General features: G+C 74.4%; 16 protein-coding genes. 7 read left to right on the plus strand and 9 right to left on the minus strand.

What is annotated here, in order from left to right; genetic code table 11:
- Window positions 1-7 precede the first annotated feature (7 nt).
- Entirely contained in the window at window positions 8-2,035 is a 2,028-nt protein-coding gene (locus ACWPWV_RS13325) for a BTAD domain-containing putative transcriptional regulator (RefSeq protein ID WP_454043447.1), read from the minus strand.
- A gap of 106 nt (window positions 2,036-2,141) precedes the next feature.
- On the opposite strand from ACWPWV_RS13325, the gene ACWPWV_RS13330 reads away from it, so the two are divergent.
- A complete protein-coding gene (locus tag ACWPWV_RS13330; protein ID WP_454043448.1) occupies window positions 2,142-3,020 on the plus strand; it encodes an alpha/beta fold hydrolase in 879 nt (292 codons plus the stop codon).
- A gap of 43 nt (window positions 3,021-3,063) precedes the next feature.
- Here the strand turns inward: ACWPWV_RS13330 and ACWPWV_RS13335 are convergent, their stop codons facing one another.
- Together ACWPWV_RS13335 and ACWPWV_RS13340 are read right to left on the minus strand one after the other, a co-directional pair.
- Window positions 3,064-3,996, minus strand: coding sequence for an aldo/keto reductase (locus ACWPWV_RS13335; protein ID WP_454043449.1), 933 nt, complete (start codon window positions 3,994-3,996; stop codon window positions 3,064-3,066).
- Between the two features lie 23 nt (window positions 3,997-4,019).
- Window positions 4,020-4,880, minus strand: coding sequence for an aldo/keto reductase (locus tag ACWPWV_RS13340; protein WP_454043450.1), 861 nt, complete (start codon window positions 4,878-4,880; stop codon window positions 4,020-4,022).
- Window positions 4,881-5,015: 135 nt separating this feature from the next.
- Between ACWPWV_RS13340 and ACWPWV_RS13345 the strand changes: the two genes are divergently transcribed.
- The 3 genes from ACWPWV_RS13345 to ACWPWV_RS13355 are packed head-to-tail and all read left to right on the plus strand — an operon-like array spanning window position 5,016 to window position 7,558.
- Window positions 5,016-5,996 (plus strand): LysR family transcriptional regulator, encoded by a 981-nt coding sequence (locus tag ACWPWV_RS13345; protein WP_454043451.1) that lies wholly within the window; start codon window positions 5,016-5,018, stop codon window positions 5,994-5,996.
- Window positions 5,993-7,270, plus strand: a complete 1,278-nt coding sequence (locus tag ACWPWV_RS13350) for an MFS transporter (protein WP_454043452.1) — start codon at window positions 5,993-5,995, stop codon at window positions 7,268-7,270. Before ACWPWV_RS13345 ends, ACWPWV_RS13350 begins: the two co-directional genes overlap by 4 nt.
- Before the next feature lie 51 nt (window positions 7,271-7,321).
- Window positions 7,322-7,558: a hypothetical protein gene (locus ACWPWV_RS13355; RefSeq protein WP_454043453.1), complete on the plus strand. Its 237-nt coding sequence runs from the start codon at window positions 7,322-7,324 to the stop codon at window positions 7,556-7,558.
- Window positions 7,559-7,727: 169 nt separating this feature from the next.
- Here ACWPWV_RS13355 and ACWPWV_RS13360 read toward each other — a convergent pair whose 3' ends face one another.
- Window positions 7,728-7,946: an SCO4848 family membrane protein gene (locus ACWPWV_RS13360; RefSeq protein WP_454043454.1), complete on the minus strand. Its 219-nt coding sequence runs from the start codon at window positions 7,944-7,946 to the stop codon at window positions 7,728-7,730.
- A gap of 185 nt (window positions 7,947-8,131) precedes the next feature.
- Between ACWPWV_RS13360 and ACWPWV_RS13365 the strand changes: the two genes are divergently transcribed.
- Window positions 8,132-8,950, plus strand: coding sequence for a siderophore-interacting protein (locus ACWPWV_RS13365; protein WP_454043455.1), 819 nt, complete (start codon window positions 8,132-8,134; stop codon window positions 8,948-8,950).
- Between the two features lie 7 nt (window positions 8,951-8,957).
- On the opposite strand, the gene ACWPWV_RS13370 is transcribed toward ACWPWV_RS13365, so the two are convergent.
- Both ACWPWV_RS13370 and ACWPWV_RS13375 read right to left on the minus strand, forming a co-directional pair.
- On the minus strand, window positions 8,958-10,067 hold the full coding sequence (locus ACWPWV_RS13370) for a fatty acid desaturase family protein (protein WP_454043456.1): 1,110 nt from the start codon (window positions 10,065-10,067) through the stop codon (window positions 8,958-8,960).
- Window positions 10,068-10,201: 134 nt separating this feature from the next.
- Window positions 10,202-11,155 carry a helix-turn-helix domain-containing protein gene (locus tag ACWPWV_RS13375; protein WP_454043457.1) on the minus strand — a complete coding sequence of 318 codons (954 nt, stop codon included), beginning with the start codon at window positions 11,153-11,155 and terminating at the stop codon, window positions 10,202-10,204.
- A gap of 89 nt (window positions 11,156-11,244) precedes the next feature.
- On the opposite strand from ACWPWV_RS13375, the gene ACWPWV_RS13380 reads away from it, so the two are divergent.
- On the plus strand, window positions 11,245-11,394 hold the full coding sequence (locus ACWPWV_RS13380) for a hypothetical protein (protein WP_454043458.1): 150 nt from the start codon (window positions 11,245-11,247) through the stop codon (window positions 11,392-11,394).
- 86 nt (window positions 11,395-11,480) lie between these two features.
- On the opposite strand, the gene mqo is transcribed toward ACWPWV_RS13380, so the two are convergent.
- The gene (gene mqo / locus ACWPWV_RS13385) at window positions 11,481-12,998 is read right to left on the minus strand and encodes a malate dehydrogenase (quinone) (protein WP_454043459.1); all 1,518 of its coding nucleotides are present in this window, start codon (window positions 12,996-12,998) and stop codon (window positions 11,481-11,483) included.
- Window positions 12,999-13,128: 130 nt separating this feature from the next.
- Window positions 13,129-13,863, minus strand: coding sequence for a pyridoxine/pyridoxamine 5'-phosphate oxidase (locus tag ACWPWV_RS13390; RefSeq protein ID WP_454043460.1), 735 nt, complete (start codon window positions 13,861-13,863; stop codon window positions 13,129-13,131).
- Between the two features lie 67 nt (window positions 13,864-13,930).
- Here ACWPWV_RS13390 and ACWPWV_RS13395 point away from each other — a divergent pair, with 67 nt between their 5' ends.
- The gene (locus ACWPWV_RS13395) at window positions 13,931-15,346 is read left to right on the plus strand and encodes a DHA2 family efflux MFS transporter permease subunit (RefSeq protein WP_454043461.1); all 1,416 of its coding nucleotides are present in this window, start codon (window positions 13,931-13,933) and stop codon (window positions 15,344-15,346) included.
- Window positions 15,347-15,396: 50 nt separating this feature from the next.
- On the opposite strand, the gene ACWPWV_RS13400 is transcribed toward ACWPWV_RS13395, so the two are convergent.
- Window positions 15,397-16,575 carry an aminopeptidase P family protein gene (locus tag ACWPWV_RS13400; protein WP_454043462.1) on the minus strand — a complete coding sequence of 393 codons (1,179 nt, stop codon included), beginning with the start codon at window positions 16,573-16,575 and terminating at the stop codon, window positions 15,397-15,399.
- Window position 16,576 lies beyond the last annotated feature (1 nt).

A 16,576-nucleotide genomic window follows, 5' to 3' on the forward strand; every position in this document is an offset into this window, starting at 1 on the left:
CCCGATGCTAGGAACCGGCCGGACAGGACCGCTTCTCGAAACCTGACCGATCGTGCTCGGCCGGTCCCAGGGATCCGGTCTCGAGGCGTTCGAGCCAGTCGGCGACGGGCCCGAACGTGAGCGTCCCGCTGCCGGCCCCGGCGATCTCGTCATCGGCGGGGGCGAGGGCCTCGGTCGCGCGGGTGGCCGCGCCGTCGTGCCCGGTCTCGATCGCCGCCTGGGCGACGACGCACCACAGCGACTCGAGGAGCAGGCCCGGTGGCGGGTCGGCGAGCCCGTCGAGCTCCCGCCGGGCACGGGGAAGATCCCCGGCCCGGGCGAGCACCAGCGGGTGGACCCACGCGTCGTACGGCCCCCAGCCGTCGGCCGGCAGGGGCTCAGCCCGACCACGGACGAGGTCCAGGCCGAGGAGCGCGAGCGGGAGCAGCCCGTCCGCGACGCCCGGCATGCCCGCGTCTCCCAGCCCCTGGACGGCCCGCGAGAGCCGGTCGGCGGCGTCGGGTGCGCCGTCCTGCGCCGCCCGCATCGCGCGGTACGCGGCGACGAGCAGGGGCGCGCGCGGCCGCTCGTGGCGCGCCGACACCTGCTCGATCTCGAGCGCGAGCGCGTCCCCGTCGTCGGTGCGGCCGAGCGCGCCCGACGCCTGCAGGCGCAGGAGGAGACCGTGGACCTCGGACGTCGGCAGGTCGTGCCGCCGCGCGACGGCGACGATCTCCGTGCCGATCCGGTCACGCTCGGCCGCGAGCCCGGCCCGGTCGCACGTGTGCACCGCGAGGGCGCCCAGCGCGGAGCACAGGAGCGCGGCGTCGCCGAGCCCGCGTGCGAGCCGGACCGCCTCGTCGGCGTGGCGGCGGCCCGTGGTGCCGGGCAGCCCGCGCAGCTCGACCGCGACCAGCACGTGGAGCCGGGCGCGGGCGGCGGGCGGGGCCTCGTCGGAGAGCGCGTCGAGCGTGCGCACGGCGAGCGCGGCGACCTGCCGCGACCGCGCCGGGTCGTCGCTGCGCGGCCAGACGCTCGGCACGTCGAAGCCGCCGAGGACGCGCGCCGTGAGCGCGGGGTCGCCCATGGCCTCCGCCGACCGGGCGGCCGCGAGCAGGTCCTCGTGCGGCTCGGCGGGCGCGGGCGCCGAGACCGCGAGCCGGCCGAGCACGGTCACGGCCGTCTCGAGGCGGGCGCGGGAACCAGGTCCGAGCACGCGGACGGAGTCGTCGGTGACCCGCCGCAGGACGTCGTCCGTCTGCCGTACCCGGGGGTCGTGGCTCAGCAGGTCGTGCTCGAGGGACGCGAGCGCGGGCGAGGGGTCGAGGCCGAGCTCGTCGTGCAGGGCGGCCCGTGCGCGGCGCAGGACGTCGAGCGCGTCGACCTGCCGCCCGGCGCGGTAGAGCGAGAGCGCCAGGAGGCGCCACCCCTCCTCGCGCCAGGGGTGCGCGTCGACGTGCGGTCCCGCGAGAGCGACCGCGTCCTCCGCGCGCCCGGTGCCGGCGAGCGCGTCGACCAGCCGCTCGACCGCGAGCGCGCGCAGCCCGGCGAGCCGCACGCGCTCGGGTCCTGCCCACGGGCGGCCCGCCTGGTCCGGGTAGGCGTCGGGCGCCCAGTCCGCCACCACGGGCGCGAGCGTCCTCACCACCTGCTCGGCCGACGCCCGGGCCGACGCCGCGACCGCAGCCTCCGCCCGCCACGCGTCGACGTGCGCGGCCGGCACGCGCAGCGCGTAGCCGTCTCCCTCGGTCACGACCACCCGGGCGGGGGAGCGCGGTCGCCGTCCCGGCTCCAGCGCGACCCTCAGGTCCGCGACGAAGGTCCGCACGGTCCCGACCGCGCGCGGTGGAGGGCGGTCGTCCCACAGGTCGTCGACGAGCGTCGGGACCGGAACGGCGCGTCCGTGGGCCGCGACCAGCCGGGCGAGGAGCTCGCGGTGCCGTGGGCCGCGCAGGCCCACGCTCGTGCCGGCGGCGTCCCACGCCGCGGTCGGCCCGAGGACGCGGAACCGCACCGTGCCCTCCGCCCCCGCCGCGCCCTGCCCGTCGTCCCGCACCCGGCCAGCGTAGGCCGCCCGACCGCCCCGACCGCAGCACTGATCCGTTGCTGATCCCCGCGGCGGAGGCTGGTGCCGTCCCCGGACCCCGACGGAAGGAACCCCCGTGCCCCTCACCATCCCCGGCTTCGAGACGCGACGGGTGCCCGTCGCCGACGGAGTCTCGCTGCACGCGGCCGTCGGCGGGCAGGGCGACCCGCTCGTCCTGCTCCACGGCTTCCCGCAGACGCACCTCATGTGGCGCCACGTCGCGACCGAGCTCGCGCGCGACCGCACGGTGATCGCCCCCGACCTGCGCGGGTACGGCGCCAGCGACAAGCCGGCCGAGGCCGACGGCAGCACGTACTCCAAACGCACGATGGGTGCCGACGTCGTGGCCCTGGCCCACGGGCTCGGGTTCGAGAGGTTCGCGCTCGCGGGGCACGACCGCGGCGCGCTCGTCGCGTTCCGGACGGCGCTCGACCATCCCGACGCCGTCACGCACCTCGCGACGCTCGACGTGCTGCCGACCCTCGACACGTGGGAGATCCTGCACGGCGCCGACGCACGCGTCGCGTGGCACCTGTACCTCATGGCCCAGCCCGCGGGCCTGCCCGAGGCGATGATCGAGGCCACAGCCGACGCGTTCTTCTCCTCGTTCCTCGACGGCTGGACGGGCCGCCCCGGGGCGATCCCCGCGCCCGTGCGGGCGGAGTACCTGCGCGCGTCGCGCGAGGCCGTGACATCGATCGTCGCCGACTACCGTGCGTCGGCGGGCCTCGACCTCGAGCACGACCGCGCGGACCGCGAGCGGGGCAGGACGCTGGGCATGCCGACGCTCGTCGTGCAGCAGGACTGGGGCGCGCGGCTCGGCTACGACGCCGCCGGGCTGTGGGGCGGGTGGGCGACCGACCTCGTGCACCGCACCCTCGCCGTCGGGCACTTCATGGCGGAGGAGTCGCCGGACGTGGTCGTGGCCGAGCTGCGCGGCCTCCTCGCCCGCTGACCACCGAGCGGCGCGGGTCCTCGGGCCCGCGCCGCCTCGGGGGTCACGGCACGGTGTGGCCCGCCGCGCGGAAGAGCTCGTACCACTCGGCGCGCGTCAGGGGCACGTCCGACCCCTGCGCAGCGCCGGCGACGCGGTCGGGGCTCGTCGTGCCGAGGACGACCTGCATCCGGGCGGGGTGGCGCGTGATCCACGCGGTCGCGATCGCGATCGGCGGCACGTCGTACCGCGCGGCGAGGCGGTCGACCACCTCGTTCAGCTCCGGGTACTCGTCGGAGCCGAGGAACACGCCCGTGAAGAAGCCGGCCTGGAACGGTGACCACGCCTGGACCGTGATGTCGTGCAGGCGGCAGTAGTCGAGCGTTCCCACGTCGCGGCTGACCGACTGGTCGAGCGACGCCATGTTGGACGCCACGCCCTGCGCGACGAGCGGCGCGTGCGTGACGGACAGCTGCAGCTGGTTCGCGACGATCGGCTGCTCGACGTAGCGGCGCAGCAGCTCGATCTGCCCGGGGGTGTGGTTCGAGACGCCGAACGCGCGGACCTTGCCGGCCGCGTGGAGGTCGGAGAACGCGCGCGCGACCTCCTCGGGCTCCACGAGGGCGTCCGGGCGGTGCAGGAGGAGGATGTCGAGGTAGTCGGTCCCCAGCGCCTCGAGCGACCCGTGCACCGACCCGACGAGGTGGTCGTACGAGAAGTCGAAGAACGGCCCGTCCGGCACGATCCCCGCCTTCGACTGGATGACCCATTCCGCGCGCTCGGCGGGGGACAGGCGCGTCGCCTCCGCGAAGCGGCGCTCGCAGCCGTGCAGCGCGTCGCCGTAGACGTCGGCGTGGTCGAGGAACGTGATGCCCGCGTCGCGAGCGGTGCGCACGAGCGTGCGCACCTCGTCGTCCGTCTTGTCCTGGATCCGCATGAGCCCGAGCACGACGTTCGGGACCACGAGGTCCGTCCCGGGCAGGGTGAAGGTCTTCACGGTGGTGCTCCGTCCGTCGGCGGTCAGGCCGCCGAGAGCCGGGCGACCTCGTCGTCGGCGAGGACGAGGTCGACGGCTCCCGCGGAGTCGCGGATGCTCTCGGGTCGCGACGCGCCCGGGATGGGGACGACCACGGGCGCGAGCGCGAGCTCCCACGCGAGCGTCACCTGGTAGACGCTCACGCCGTGGGCGTCGGCCACCTCCTGGAAGGCCGCGTGGGTGCTGCCCAGCTCGCCCGCGTTCGCGATCCCGCCCAGCGGGCTCCAGGGCAGGAACGCGACCCCGAGCGTCGCGCAGTGCTCGAGCTCTCCCTGGCTGGACCGGAACCGCGGCGAGAACTGGTTCTGCACGGACACCAGCCGGCCGCCGAGGACCTCGTTCGCGAGGTCGATCTGCGCGACGTCGGCGTTCGAGATGCCGGCCATCTCGATGACGCCCTCGTCGAGGAGCTCGGCGAGCGCACCGACGGAGTCGGCGTAGGGCACGGCGGGGTCCGGGCGGTGGAACTGGTAGAGCCCGATCGCCTCGACGCCGAGCCGGCGCGCCGACTCCTTCGCCGCGGCCTTGAGGTAGGCCGGGTCGCCGTTCTTCGTCCACGTGCCGTCGCCGGGGCGCAGGTGGCCGCCCTTCGTCGCGACGAGCACGTCGGAGGTGTCGCCGCCGTACGACCGGAGCGCGCGGGCGATGAGCTCCTCGTTGTGGCCGACCTCGTCGGCGTGCAGATGGTAGGCGTCGGCGGTGTCGACCAGGGTGACGCCCGCGTCGAGGGCGGCGTGGATCGTCGCGACGGAGCGGGCCTCGTCCGGGCGGCCCTCGATCGACATCGGCATGCCGCCGAGGCCGACGGCGGAGACGGTCCGGGATCCGAGCGTGCGCTGCTGCATGGTGCTTCCTCACGGGTCGAGGGGGAGGGGCGAGACGTGCGACGTCACGTCGGTCACGTTCTCGTCGAGCGTAGGAACCGATAACCTAGAAGTCCAACGATTGTCGGTCGTCAATTCCAGAAGAATGAGTGGTCAATGGATCTGCGTCAGATGGAGTACCTCGTGGCGCTCGCGGACGAGCGGCAGTTCACGCGCGCCGCCGCGCTCACGGGCGTCTCCCAGTCCGGCCTCTCCGCCGCGATCCGCAGCCTCGAGGACGAGCTCGGGTCCAGCCTGTTCACGCGCACGACCCGCCGCGTGGAGCCGACCGAGGCCGGCCTCGCGCTGCTGCCGTTCGCCCGCTCCATGCTCGCCCAGGCGGCCGCCGCTCGCGACGCGGTCGTCCGCGCGACGCACGCGCTCTCGGGCTCGCTGCGGGTCGGGGCCGAGCAGTGCCTCGGGGTCGTCGACGTCGCCGCGCTCCTCGAGCGCTTCCACCGACGGTTCCCGCTCGTCGAGATCCACTTCGTGCAGGCCGGGTCGCACGACCTGCTCGCGCGCGTGCGGGACGGCGACGTGGACGTCGCCTTCGTCGCGACGACCGAGCACCTCGGTGCCCTGACCCAGACGGAGCTCGGCCGGGAGCCCCTCGTCCTCGTGTGCCCGCCCGAGCACCACCTCGCGACCCGTGGACGGGTGGGGTGGGCCGACCTCGTGGGCGAGGACTTCGTCGACCTCGACCCCTCGTGGGCTGCGCGCCCCGTGAACGACGCGGCGTGCGCTGCCCACGGCGCGCACCGCCGGGTGCGGTTCACGGTGAACGACGTCCACACGCTGCTGGAGCTCGTCGACCGCGGGCTCGGGATCGCCGTGGTGCCGCGCCACGTCGCCGCGAAACCCCAGGCCGCGCGCCTCGTGACGGTGCCCCTGCCCGAGGCGGGCACACCCGGATGGGTCGTGTCGGTCGTGACCGGTCGCCGCGGGGCGGGGTCGTCGGCCGCGCCGCAGCTGCTCGAGCTCCTCGCGGACGCGCCCGCCTGCCGCGGGGCCGACGCCCAGGTCCTCGACGGCGAGACCGCCGACGGCCGGACCGCCGCCGTCCACGCCGCGGACGTCCCGGCCGCCGACGCCTCGTGACGGGGCCGACCTCGACCCGCCCGGAGGGCGACGCGCCCCTGTTCCCGCTGCGCAGCGTCGTCCTCGGGGCGTTCGTCCCGACGCTCGTCCTCGAGATCGGCGTGGGCGCGATGCTGCCGGTCGTGGCCGTGACCGCGACCGGCCGCGGCGCGAGCCTCACGGTCGCCGGTCTCGTGACCGCGCTCCTGCCGCTCGGCAAGATCCTCTTCGACCTGCCCGCGGGGTCGCTCGCCACGCGCCTCGGCGACCGCACCGCGATGCTGCTCGCGGGCGGCCTCGCGGTCGTCGCGTTCTCGACGGTCGCGCTGACGAGCGCGCTGTGGGGCCTGGCCGCCGGCGTGCTCGCGCTCGGGGCGTCGTCCGCCGTGTTCAACCTCGCCCGGCAGTCCTACCTCACGGAGATCACCCCGCCCCTGCGCCGCGCGCGCGTCCTGTCCACGCTCGCGGGCGTGCACCGCATCGGGCTGTTCATCGGGCCGTTCGCGGGCGCCGCGGTCATCGCCGCGACGTCGGTGCGCGGAGCGTCCTGGCTCGGCGCGGTCTGCGCGCTCCTGGCGGTGGCCGTCGTCGCCGTCGTGCCGCCGGAGCGCGACGGCGGCGACGCGCCCGGCCGAACCGGGCGGGCGACGCGCCCGCGGGCGAGCATCGCGCAGGTCGCGCGCGACCACCGGCGCCTGTTCGGCACCCTCGGTGTCGCGATCCTCCTGGTCGCCGCGGTGCGCGGGGCACGGCAGACGGTGATCCCGCTGTGGGGCGAGCACCTCGGCCTGGACGCCGAGGTGACGTCCGTGATCTTCGGGATCTCCGGCGCGCTCGACATGCTGCTGTTCTACCCCGCGGGCAAGGTCATGGACCGGTTCGGCCGGCTGTGGGTCGCGGTCCCGTCCATGCTCACGATGGCGCTCGCGCTCGCCCTCGTGCCCGTCGCGCACACGCCCGCGGCGCTCGCCGTCGTCGCCGCGCTGCTCGGCATCGGGAACGGCATGGGCTCAGGCATCGTCATGACGCTGGGAGCGGACGTCGCCCCGGCCGACGTGCGCCCGACCTTCCTCAGCGTGTGGCGGCTGTTCCAGGACACGGGCGACGCGCTCGGGCCGCTCGTGCTGGCGGCGGGAGCGGCGCTCGGGTCGCTCGCCGCGGGGATCTGGGCCGCCGCCGCCCTCGGTGGCGCGTCGACGGCTGCGCTCGTGCGCTGGGTCCCGCGCTACTCCGCGCTCGCCGACCTCACCCGCCGCGGCGACCGGCGCCGCGGCGCCGAGCGGTCCCGGACGTGACCCGGCGAAAGGGCGTGCGCTCCCGGCGTCGGCGCGCCTAGCGTGAGGCACATGCCCGACGACGCGTTCCCCGACCCGTTCGACCACCGGGTGACCCAGGACGGGCGGGTCCGGGTCGCCCGCGGGGGCCGCGTCGTCGTCACGGTCGCCGGGGCGACGGCCGACCGGCTGGTCGCCGCGCTGGACCGCGCGCAGGCCCGGGGGGACGAGCACGAGGTCCAGCTGCTCCTCGCCCGTGCCACGGGGAACTACCGCCGGGGCAACGAGAGGCGGGCGCACCGGCCGTGACGTCGCCGTGGACGCGTGGACCTCGCGCGGTCGAGCCGGCGACGACCAACGGCGAGCGCGGCGTCCTGTGGTCCGCGGAGGGCGTGCCGGTCACGGCCGGGTCCGTCGATCTCGCGGGCGACCGCCTGGCGCGTCCTCGTGTTCCGCGGCCCCGAGCGGCCCGCCGGGCTCAGAGGAGCGTGAGGACCCCGAGCACGCCGACGGCGACGCCGAGCGCGAGGGACACGCCGATGATCACGGCGTGCACGGTGAGGAATCGGGTCGCGCGCCCGTCGGCGTCGCGCGAGCGCGGGTCCTTCGCGATGCGCTGCCAGAACCGCGGCCAGACGACGACGTTCCAGACGCCCGTGACGACGAGGACCAGGGACCAGACGAGGGGGAGCTCCACCCTCCGAGCATGCCAGGTCGCGAGGACCGGTCGACGTCGCGGCCCCGTGCGGCCGCGCGCAGGGTGTGGCGTCGAGCACATCGACGGCACGTCGCCCTGAGGTTGCTCTCCTACGATCGCCCGGCGGTGATCGGTCGTCCGGCGGTGTGCCGGTTCCCGGCCCGTGGATGAACGAGGAGCCGACGGTGGCGAACTACAAGTTGGTCAAGCCCGCCGACGCGCACGTCCTGACGCTCGAGGTCGTCGGGTCGAAGCGCGTCAGCCCGCACGTCGTGCGCGTGACGCTCGGCGGCGAGGGCATGGACCACTTCACGGCGATGGGGTACGACCAGTGGTTCCGCCTCTTCCTCACGCGGCCCGACCAGGACGCCCTGAGCCTCCCGACCCGCTCGTCGGGCCTGTGGTACGTCCAGTACCTGGCCACCCCGAAGGCGCGGCGGCCGTTCGTGCGCAGCTACACGGTGCGTGCGGTGCGGCCCGACCTGCGGGAGCTCGACGTCGACTTCGTGGTCCACGGCGACGAGGGCCCGGCGTCGCGCTTCGCGCTGACCGCCCGGCCCGGGGAGCGCGTGGGCCTGCTCGACCAGGGGATCGGGTACAACCCGCGCGTCGAGCACGACTGGACGCTCGTGGTCGCCGACGAGACCGGGCTGCCCGCCGTGGCGGGCATCTGCGAGTCCCTGCCCGACGACGCGCGCGGCCTCGCGGTCGTCGAGCTCCCCGACCCGGCCGACGTCCAGGACTTCCGTGTCCCCGCCGGGGTCGAGCTGCGCTGGATCGCGCGGTCGGACCACGCCGCGGCCGAGCAGGTGGTCCCCGGCCGGCTCGCGCTCGACGCGGTCCTCGCGGCCGACCTCCCGTCGGCGCCCGTGTACGCGTACGCCGTGGGCGAGTCGTCGCTGGTGACCGGCGTGCGCCGCCACCTCGTCAACGACCGGGGCGTGCCCAAGACGCACGTCGACTTCGTCGGCTACTGGCGGCACGGGCAGGCCGCGTCGGCCTGACCGCGGCTCAGACCTTGCGCAGCTGCTTGAACATCGGGCAGTCGAACGGGTCGCGAGCGGACAGCCCGACCTCGTTGAGGTAACGGACGACGATCGCGTACGACTGGGCGAGGCTCGTCTCGGTGTAGGGCAGACCGAGCCGGGCGCAGTGCTCGCGGACGATGTCGCGTGCGCGGGCGAGGTGCGGGCGCGGCATGCTCGGGAACAGGTGGTGCTCGATCTGGAAGTTCAGGCCGCCCATGAGGATGTTCATGAACCATCCGCCGCGGATGTTGCGCGACGTGAGCACCTGCTTCGACAGGAAGTCGATCTTGCTGTCCTCGGGGATGATCGCCATGCCCTTGTGGTTCGGTGCGAACGACGCGCCCATGTACACGCCGAACACGGCGAGCTGGATCGCGAGGAAGGCGAACGCCATGCCGAGCGGGAGCGCCCAGAAGATCACGGCGACGTAGGTCGCGAGGCGCACGGTGATGACCGCGAGCTCGGTCATCCGCGTGCGCAGGTCGGCGCGGACGGCGTTGCCGGTGATGAGGCTGCGGAACGCCGTGACGTGGAGGTTGAGCCCCTCGAGGGTCAGCAGCGGGAAGAACAGCCAGCCCTGGTAGCGGTTGATGAACGCCTTGATGCCGGTGGCCCGGCTGGCGTCGTCGCCGAGGAAGACGATGACGTCCGGGTCGATGTCCGGGTCCTTGCCACGGCGGTTCGGGTTCGCGTGGTGGCGCGTGTGCTTGTTCATCCACCACGAGTAGCTGATGCCCACGACCGCGTTGGCGAGGATCTTGCCGACCCGGTCGTTGACGGGGCCCGACGCGAACACCTGGCGGTGCGACGCCTCGTGCGCGACGAAGGCGAACTGCGTGAAGATCAGCCCGAGCGCCGCGGCCATGAGGAGCTGGAACCATGAGTCGCCCAGCAGGACGAAGCCCGTGACGACGCCGCCCAGGGCGAGCGTCAGGACACCGAGCGTCCACAGGTAGTAGCCCTGAGCGCGCTCGAGGAGTCCGGCGTCACGCACGGTCCGCGACAGTGCGGTGTACGTGCTGGTGACGGCTGCGCCGTCCTCGGACTTCGGTCGGGTGGCTCGGAAGCCCGGTTGGACGACGGCAGAGGTCATGTGCATCCTTGCGGCGATCGGTTCGACTTCCCAGCCGTGACGATGAGCGGGTGCTCGTGGTGCAGATGGCCCGATCCTACGGGACCGTAGGTTGTTCGCAACGGTCGGCCACGTGAAGAAGCCGCGAAGGCCTGTCAGGCGGCGTGTCGGAACGTGTGCCGGAACTCCGTGGGCGTGACCCCCACGGTCCGCCGGAAGTGGTGGCGCAGCAGGGCCGCGGACCCGAAGCCGCACCGGCGCGCGACGTCCTCGAGGTCGGCCCGCGACTCCTCGAGGAGCGTCTGGGCGTGCGCGACACGCTGGGCGGTGAGCCACGCGAGCGGCGTCGTGCCCGTCTGGGCGACGAACGTCCGCGCGAACGTCCGCTCCGACGTGTGCGCGCGGCGCGCGAGGTCGCCGACCGTCAGGGGCTCGTCGAGGTGCTCCGTCATCCAGTCGAGCAGCTCGGCGAACGAGTCCTCCTCGGCGGCCGGGACGGGGCGCTGGACGAACTGCCGCTGACCGCCCTCGCGCTGCGGCGGGACGACCATGCGCCGTGCGATGACGTTCGCGACGCGCGAGCCGAGCTCGCGCCGGACGAGGTGCAGGCACGCGTCGATCCCGGCGGCCGTCCCCGCGCTCGTGATGAGGTCGCCGTCGTCGACGAACAGCACGTCGGGGTCGATGTCCAGCGTGGGGTGGCGGCGGCGGAGCTCCTCGGCGTGCATCCAGTGGGTCGTGACGCGACGGCCGTCGATCACGCCCGCGGCCGCCAGCACGAACACGCCCGAGCAGACGCTGAGCAGGGTCGCGCCGCGCGCCGACGCCCGGCGCAGGGCGTCGAGCACCGCCTCGGGGTAGTGGCTGCCGATGCGGATGGCCGGCACCACCACGAGGTCGGCGTCGTCGACCGCGTCGAGGCCGAGCGCGGGGACCACCTGGGCGCCCACCGAGGTGCGCACGGGCTCGCCCGCGACGGGGCCGCAGACCCGGAAGTCGAAGCGCGGGACGCCCTGGTCGCTGCGGTCGAGGCCGAAGACCTCGCAGACGACGCCGAACTCGAACGGGGCCAGGCCGTCGCTCACGACGGCCGCGACGGTGCGGATCATGGCCCGACCCTAGACGCCTGGCGGGATCTTGTCGATACCCGTCAGTCCTGCCACTCGTGGCGTGGGTCGGGCCCGACGATGCTCGAGCCATGGACATCCTCTGGGGCGTGATCGCCCTCCTCGTCGTCGTCGGCTCGACGGTCGTGGCCCTCGCGGTGCGCCGCGAGGACCCGGCGCGCCCGTGGTTCCCCGCCGGGTCCGGCGAGGTGCCGGGCGCTCGGGAGCTCGACCGTCGCTGAGTCGTGCACCGTGGCCTCGCGCCCGGGACGCGAGACGGCCCGGACCTCCGTGGAGGGCCGGGCCGTCGTCGCGGTGTGCCGTCGCGTCAGGCGCGCGTCGAGACGTCGAGGTCGGCGTCGCCGGTGAGCTGGTCGAGGCCCTCGAGCTCCTCCGCCTCCCACGGCGCCTGGCCGAGGCTCGGGATCATCGTCGCGAGCTCGGGGCGCCACTTGGTGAAGCGGTTCGGGAAGCAGCGCTCGAGCAGGTCGATCATCGCCGGGACGGCGGTCGAGGCGCCGGGGGAGGCGCCGAGCAGGCCGGCGATCGAGCCGTCCGCCGCGGCGATGACCTCGGTGCCGAACTCGAGGACGCCCTTGCCGTCCTCGTCCTTCTTGATCACCTGGACGCGCTGGCCCGCGGTGATGGTCTCCCAGTCCTTGGGGTGCGCCGTCGGCATGAAGCCCTGGAGCGCCGTGAACTTCGTCTCGGGGCTCGCGAGGACCTGCCCGACGAGGTACTGCGTCAGGTCGAGGTTCTTGATGCCCGCGCCGACCATCGACCCCAGGTTGTGCAGGCGCAGCGACGTGAACAGGCCGAGGTACCGGCCCTTCTTGAGGTACTTGGGGCTGAACCCGGCGTACGGGCCGAACATGAGATAGCTCTTGCCGTCGACGACGCGCGTGTCGAGGTGCGGCACGGACATCGGCGGGGAGCCGACGTCGGCCTTGCCGTAGACCTTGGCCTGGTGCTGCGCGACGAGCTCCGGGTCGTCCGTGCGCAGGAACTCGCCGCTGATCGGGAAGCCGCCGTAGCCCTTGGCCTCGGGGATGCCGGCCTTCTGCAGGAGCGGCAGGGCGCCGCCGCCGGCGCCGACGAAGACGAAGCGCGCCTCGACCGTCGAGCGGCGCGCGGGCGCGTTCCACGACCGGTCCTTGACCGTGAGGCGCCAGCGGCCGTCCTTGGTCTTCCTGAGGTTCTTCACCTCGTGCTCGAGGAACAGCTGCGTGCCGCTCGCCACCAGGTGGTCGACGAGCTGCTGCGTGAGAGCGCCGAAGTCGACGTCGGTGCCGCTCGTGGCGCGCGTCGCGGCGATCGGCTCGTCGCCGTCGCGCTCCGCGACGAGGAGGGGCGCCCACTGCGCGACGACCGCCGGGTCGTCGGAGAACTCGAGCTCGCTGAACAGCGGGTGCTGGCGCAGCGTCTCGAAGCGGCGGCGCAGGTAGTCGACGTTCTCCGCGCCGCGCACGAACGTCATGTGCGGGGTGCGCGAGATGAAGCTCGCCGGCTGGGGGAGCGCGCCCGTCGTGAGCAGGTGGTGCCAGAACTCGCGCGAGACCTCGAACTGCTCGTTGATCGCCACCGCCTTGGTGATGTCGATCGAGCCGTCCGGCCGCTCGGGCGTGTAGTTGAGCTCGCACAGGGCGGCGTGGCCGGTCCCGGCGTTGTTCCAGGGGTTCGACGACTCCTGCGCGACCGCGTCCAGGCGCTCGTAGACGCGCACCGTCCAGGACGGCTCCAGGACGTTGATGAGTGCGCCCAGGGTGGCACTCATGATGCCACCGCCGATGAGGGCTACGTCGATCTGGTCTGCGGTGCTTGCGGGGTTGCTCGCTCGACTCGACACACGCCGATTCTACGCTTGTGACAGAGTGCACAAACTGTGCGGTGCGTCACGGGCGTGCGTCACATTCCTCGGGGACCAAGGTCCCGGAGGACCGGGGAGGACGGCTGTCCTCGGGGCGGTGGCGGGCCCGTCACGGCCAGAGAAGAGACCTCGTCCAGCCGCCGGAGGGTGCCGCGGCGGGCGACGAGGGTGTCGCGGACGGGGTGTAGCGCAGCCGGACCTGGCCCTCGCTCGTCGACGCCCAGAACTCGACGGCCGTCGCCTCGAGCGCGAACGCGGACCAGGTGTCGAGGACGAGCCCCGGTTCCGCGCGCACCCGTCCGAGCGCGGCGTCCCACGCCTCGCGGTACGCGCTGAGCGAGGGGAGCGGCGCGCTCTGCGTCCCGGCGAGCGCCGTCGCGCGCGACGCCTCCGACCGCGCCAGGAAGTCCGCCGCGGAGGCCTCGGCGCCGAGCGGCACGACGGGGCCGCGGACCCGGACCTGTCGACCGTGCTCGCGCCACAGGAAGGTCAGCGCCGCGTGGGGGTTCTGCCCGAGCGCGACGCCCTTGGGCGAGTCGGAGCGCGTCGCGAAGAACCAGCCGCCCGGTCCGACGTCCTTGAGGATCAGCGTGCGGGCGTCCACCCGGCCGCCGGCGTCGGCGGTCGAGAGCGTCGCCGCGTGCGGGGCCGGCAGCCCGGCGTCGATCGCCTCCTCGAGCCACGCGACGAAGAGGTCGACCGGGTCGTCCGGCGCGGCGTCGGGGTCGAGGCCCGGGCGCTCGTCACCGAAGACCGGCAGGGCACGCAGGCGCTCGCGGAGCGACGCTCCCTCGCCCCCCTGCGGTCGTGCGCGACCGTCCGCCTCGTCGGCCTGCTCGCTCACGGCGTCTCCCCTCGTCGGCTGCACGCCGAGCATGTCACGGCGCGGTGCACCGCTCGGTCGGTACGTCATGGACATCCGGTCGTACCGTAGGCGGGTGACGGTGCCGCAGCGCGTGCTGGTCGTGGCGATCCTCGCGTCGTTCGTCTCGTTCCTGGACGGCTCGGTGGTCAACGTCGCGCTGCCCGCGATCTCGGACGAGCTGACGACGGGGCCCGTCACCGGCCTCGCGCTCCAGCAGTGGGTCGTGGACGCGTACATGATCACGCTCGGGGCCCTCATCCTCCTCGCGGGATCCCTGTCGGACGTGCACGGCCGTCGCAAGGTCATGGCGGTGGGGCTCGTCGGGTTCGCCGTGACCTCGGTCGCGTGCGCGCTCGCGCCCGACGGGCTGGTCCTCGTCGTCGCCCGCGGGCTCCAGGGCGTCGCGGGCGCGCTGCTCGTCCCGAGCTCTCTCGCCATGATCATCTCCACGTTCGACGGCGAGCGGCAGTCGCGCGCGATCGGCTCCTGGACCGCGTGGACGAGCACGGCGTCGATCGTCGGGCCGCTGCTCGGCGGTGTCCTCGTCGACGCGTTCTCGTGGCGCTGGGTGTTCTGGATCAACGTGCTGCCGGTCGCGGTGACGCTGTGGCTGCTGCGCGGCATCCCGCGCAGCGCCGCCGAGGAGGACGGATCCGCGGCGGGGCGGCGGATCGACACGCTGGGTGCCACCCTCGCGGCCGTCGGCCTCGCCGGGACCGTGTTCGCGCTCATCGAGCAGGGACGCTTCGGGTGGTCCAGCCCGGTCGTGTGGGGGCCGGCCGTCGTCGGCGTGGCCTGCCTCGTCGCGTTCGTGGTCTGGGAGCTGCGGGCACCGGACCCGATGCTCCCGCCGAGGCTGTTCACGGTGCGCAACTTCGCGTGGGGCAACCTGGCGACGGCAGCGATCTACGGCGCGCTCTACTTCGGCGGGTTCGTCGTCACGGTGTTCCTCCAGCAGGTCGGCGGCTACAGCGCGACGCAGGCAGGGCTCGCCCAGGTGCCGATCACGCTGCTCCTCCTCGCCCTCTCGACCCGGTTCGGAGCGCTCGCGGGCCGCTACGGCCCGCGCCTGTTCATGACGGTCGGGCCGATCGTCGGCGGGGTCGGCTACCTCCTGCTGCTCACCACCACGGAGGACGCCGTGTACGTGACCCAGGTGCTTCCGGGCCTCGTGGTCTTCGGCCTGGGCCTCGCGATGACCGTCGCGCCGCTGACGTCCGCGATCCTCGGGTCCATCCCCGCGGCCGACGCCGGCATCGGGTCCGCCGTGAACAACGCGGTGTCGCGCGTCGCCGGGCTGGTCGTCATCGCGATGGCGGGCGTGATCGTCGGCGGCGTGCTGGACCTCGACGGCTTCCACCGCTCGCTGCTGGTCACCGCTGCCCTCCTCGTGCTCGGCGGCGTGCTCAGCTTCGTCGGCATCCGCAACGAGCGCGTGCGAGGAGCGTCGGCCGGGCGATGAGCACCGTGCTCGGCCGTGGGGCCGGACCGACCCGCGGTGCGGGCGCGCCGTCAGCGGACCACCTGGAGACGGTGCGTCGAGGTGTTGAGGCGGCGGGCGCCGTCGGGCACGTCCGGCGGGAACGCGACGACGATGTCCTCGATGCGCACCCCGAACCGGCCCGGGAGGTAGATGCCCGGCTCGACGGAGAAGCACATCCCGGGCTCGATCGGCCGCTCCTCGCCCTCGACCATGTACGGCGGCTCGTGGGTCGTCGTGCCGATGCCGTGCCCCGTGCGGTGCACGAACTGCTCGCCGTAGCCGGCGTCGGTGATGACGGCGCGCGCCGCCCGGTCCACGTCCTGGCACGTCGCGCCGGGCCGGACCGCGTCGACCCCGGCCTGCTGCGCGCGCCGCACGACCTCGTGGACCGCGCGCTGCTCGGCGAGCGCCGTCTCGGCGCCGCCGTCGACGAGGACGGTGCGGCTCGTGTCCGACCCGTACCCGGCACGGAGCCCGCCGAAGTCGAGCACGACCAGGTCGCCGGGCTCGATGACGCGGTCGTCGGGCTCGTGGTGCGGGTCAGCACCGTTCGGTCCCGAGCACACGAGCGTGAAGTCGACCTGCTCGTGGCCGTGCGCGCGCAGGAAGCGGTCGAGGTCCGCGGCGACCTCGGTCTCGCGACGACCGGCGAACGGCACCCGCAGCACGTCGGCGAACGCGGCGTCGGCCGCGGCGCCCGCGGCGGCGAGCCGCTCCACCTCGGCCGCGTCCTTGACCGCGCGCAGCATCGGCAGCGCGTGCGTGAACGCGACGAGCCGCGCGTCCGGCAGCGTGCGCTGCAGGCCGAGCACGTGCAGCGCCCACGTCGAGTCGGACACCGCGTACGACCCGGCGCGCTCGAGGAGCCGGGCCGCCGTCGCGTGCTCGTCCTCCCCGTCGCGCCAGGGCACGACCTCGAGGTCCGACGTGCCCGCGCCGCGCAGCAGGTCGCCGCGCTCGAGGAGCGGCACGACGACCGCGGCCGTGCCGTCGTCGGGGAGCGACGCGGGGATGGTGAGCAGCGTGAGCCGCTCGGTGACCGCGGTCGGCGTGTACCCGGTGAAGTAGGCGAGCTCGGGCCCGGGGGCGACCAGCAGGCCGTCGAGCCCGGCCGTGCGCGCCTGCTCGGCCGCGCGGACGCGCCGCGCGGCGTAGACCTCGGGACCGAAAGCGGCGGGGCGTGCGGGCGACGTCGGGCTGCTGCTCATG

Source organism: Cellulosimicrobium sp. Marseille-Q8652 (assembly GCF_965112045.1).

What these genes read in the sequence shown, in the direction of transcription:
- ACWPWV_RS13345 (WP_454043451.1), top strand. Translation starts at nt 5,016, where the DNA reads ATGGATCTGCGTCAGATGGAGTACCTCGTGGCGCTCGCGGACGAGCGG.
- ACWPWV_RS13395 (WP_454043461.1), top strand. Translation starts at nt 13,931, where the DNA reads ATGGACATCCGGTCGTACCGTAGGCGGGTGACGGTGCCGCAGCGCGTG.
- ACWPWV_RS13400 (WP_454043462.1), bottom strand. Translation starts at nt 16,575, where the DNA reads ATGAGCAGCAGCCCGACGTCGCCCGCACGCCCCGCCGCTTTCGGTCCC.
- ACWPWV_RS13380 (WP_454043458.1), top strand. Translation starts at nt 11,245, where the DNA reads ATGGACATCCTCTGGGGCGTGATCGCCCTCCTCGTCGTCGTCGGCTCG.
- ACWPWV_RS13340 (WP_454043450.1), bottom strand. Translation starts at nt 4,880, where the DNA reads ATGCAGCAGCGCACGCTCGGATCCCGGACCGTCTCCGCCGTCGGCCTC.
- ACWPWV_RS13370 (WP_454043456.1), bottom strand. Translation starts at nt 10,067, where the DNA reads ATGACCTCTGCCGTCGTCCAACCGGGCTTCCGAGCCACCCGACCGAAG.
- ACWPWV_RS13375 (WP_454043457.1), bottom strand. Translation starts at nt 11,155, where the DNA reads ATGATCCGCACCGTCGCGGCCGTCGTGAGCGACGGCCTGGCCCCGTTC.
- ACWPWV_RS13355 (WP_454043453.1), top strand. Translation starts at nt 7,322, where the DNA reads ATGCCCGACGACGCGTTCCCCGACCCGTTCGACCACCGGGTGACCCAG.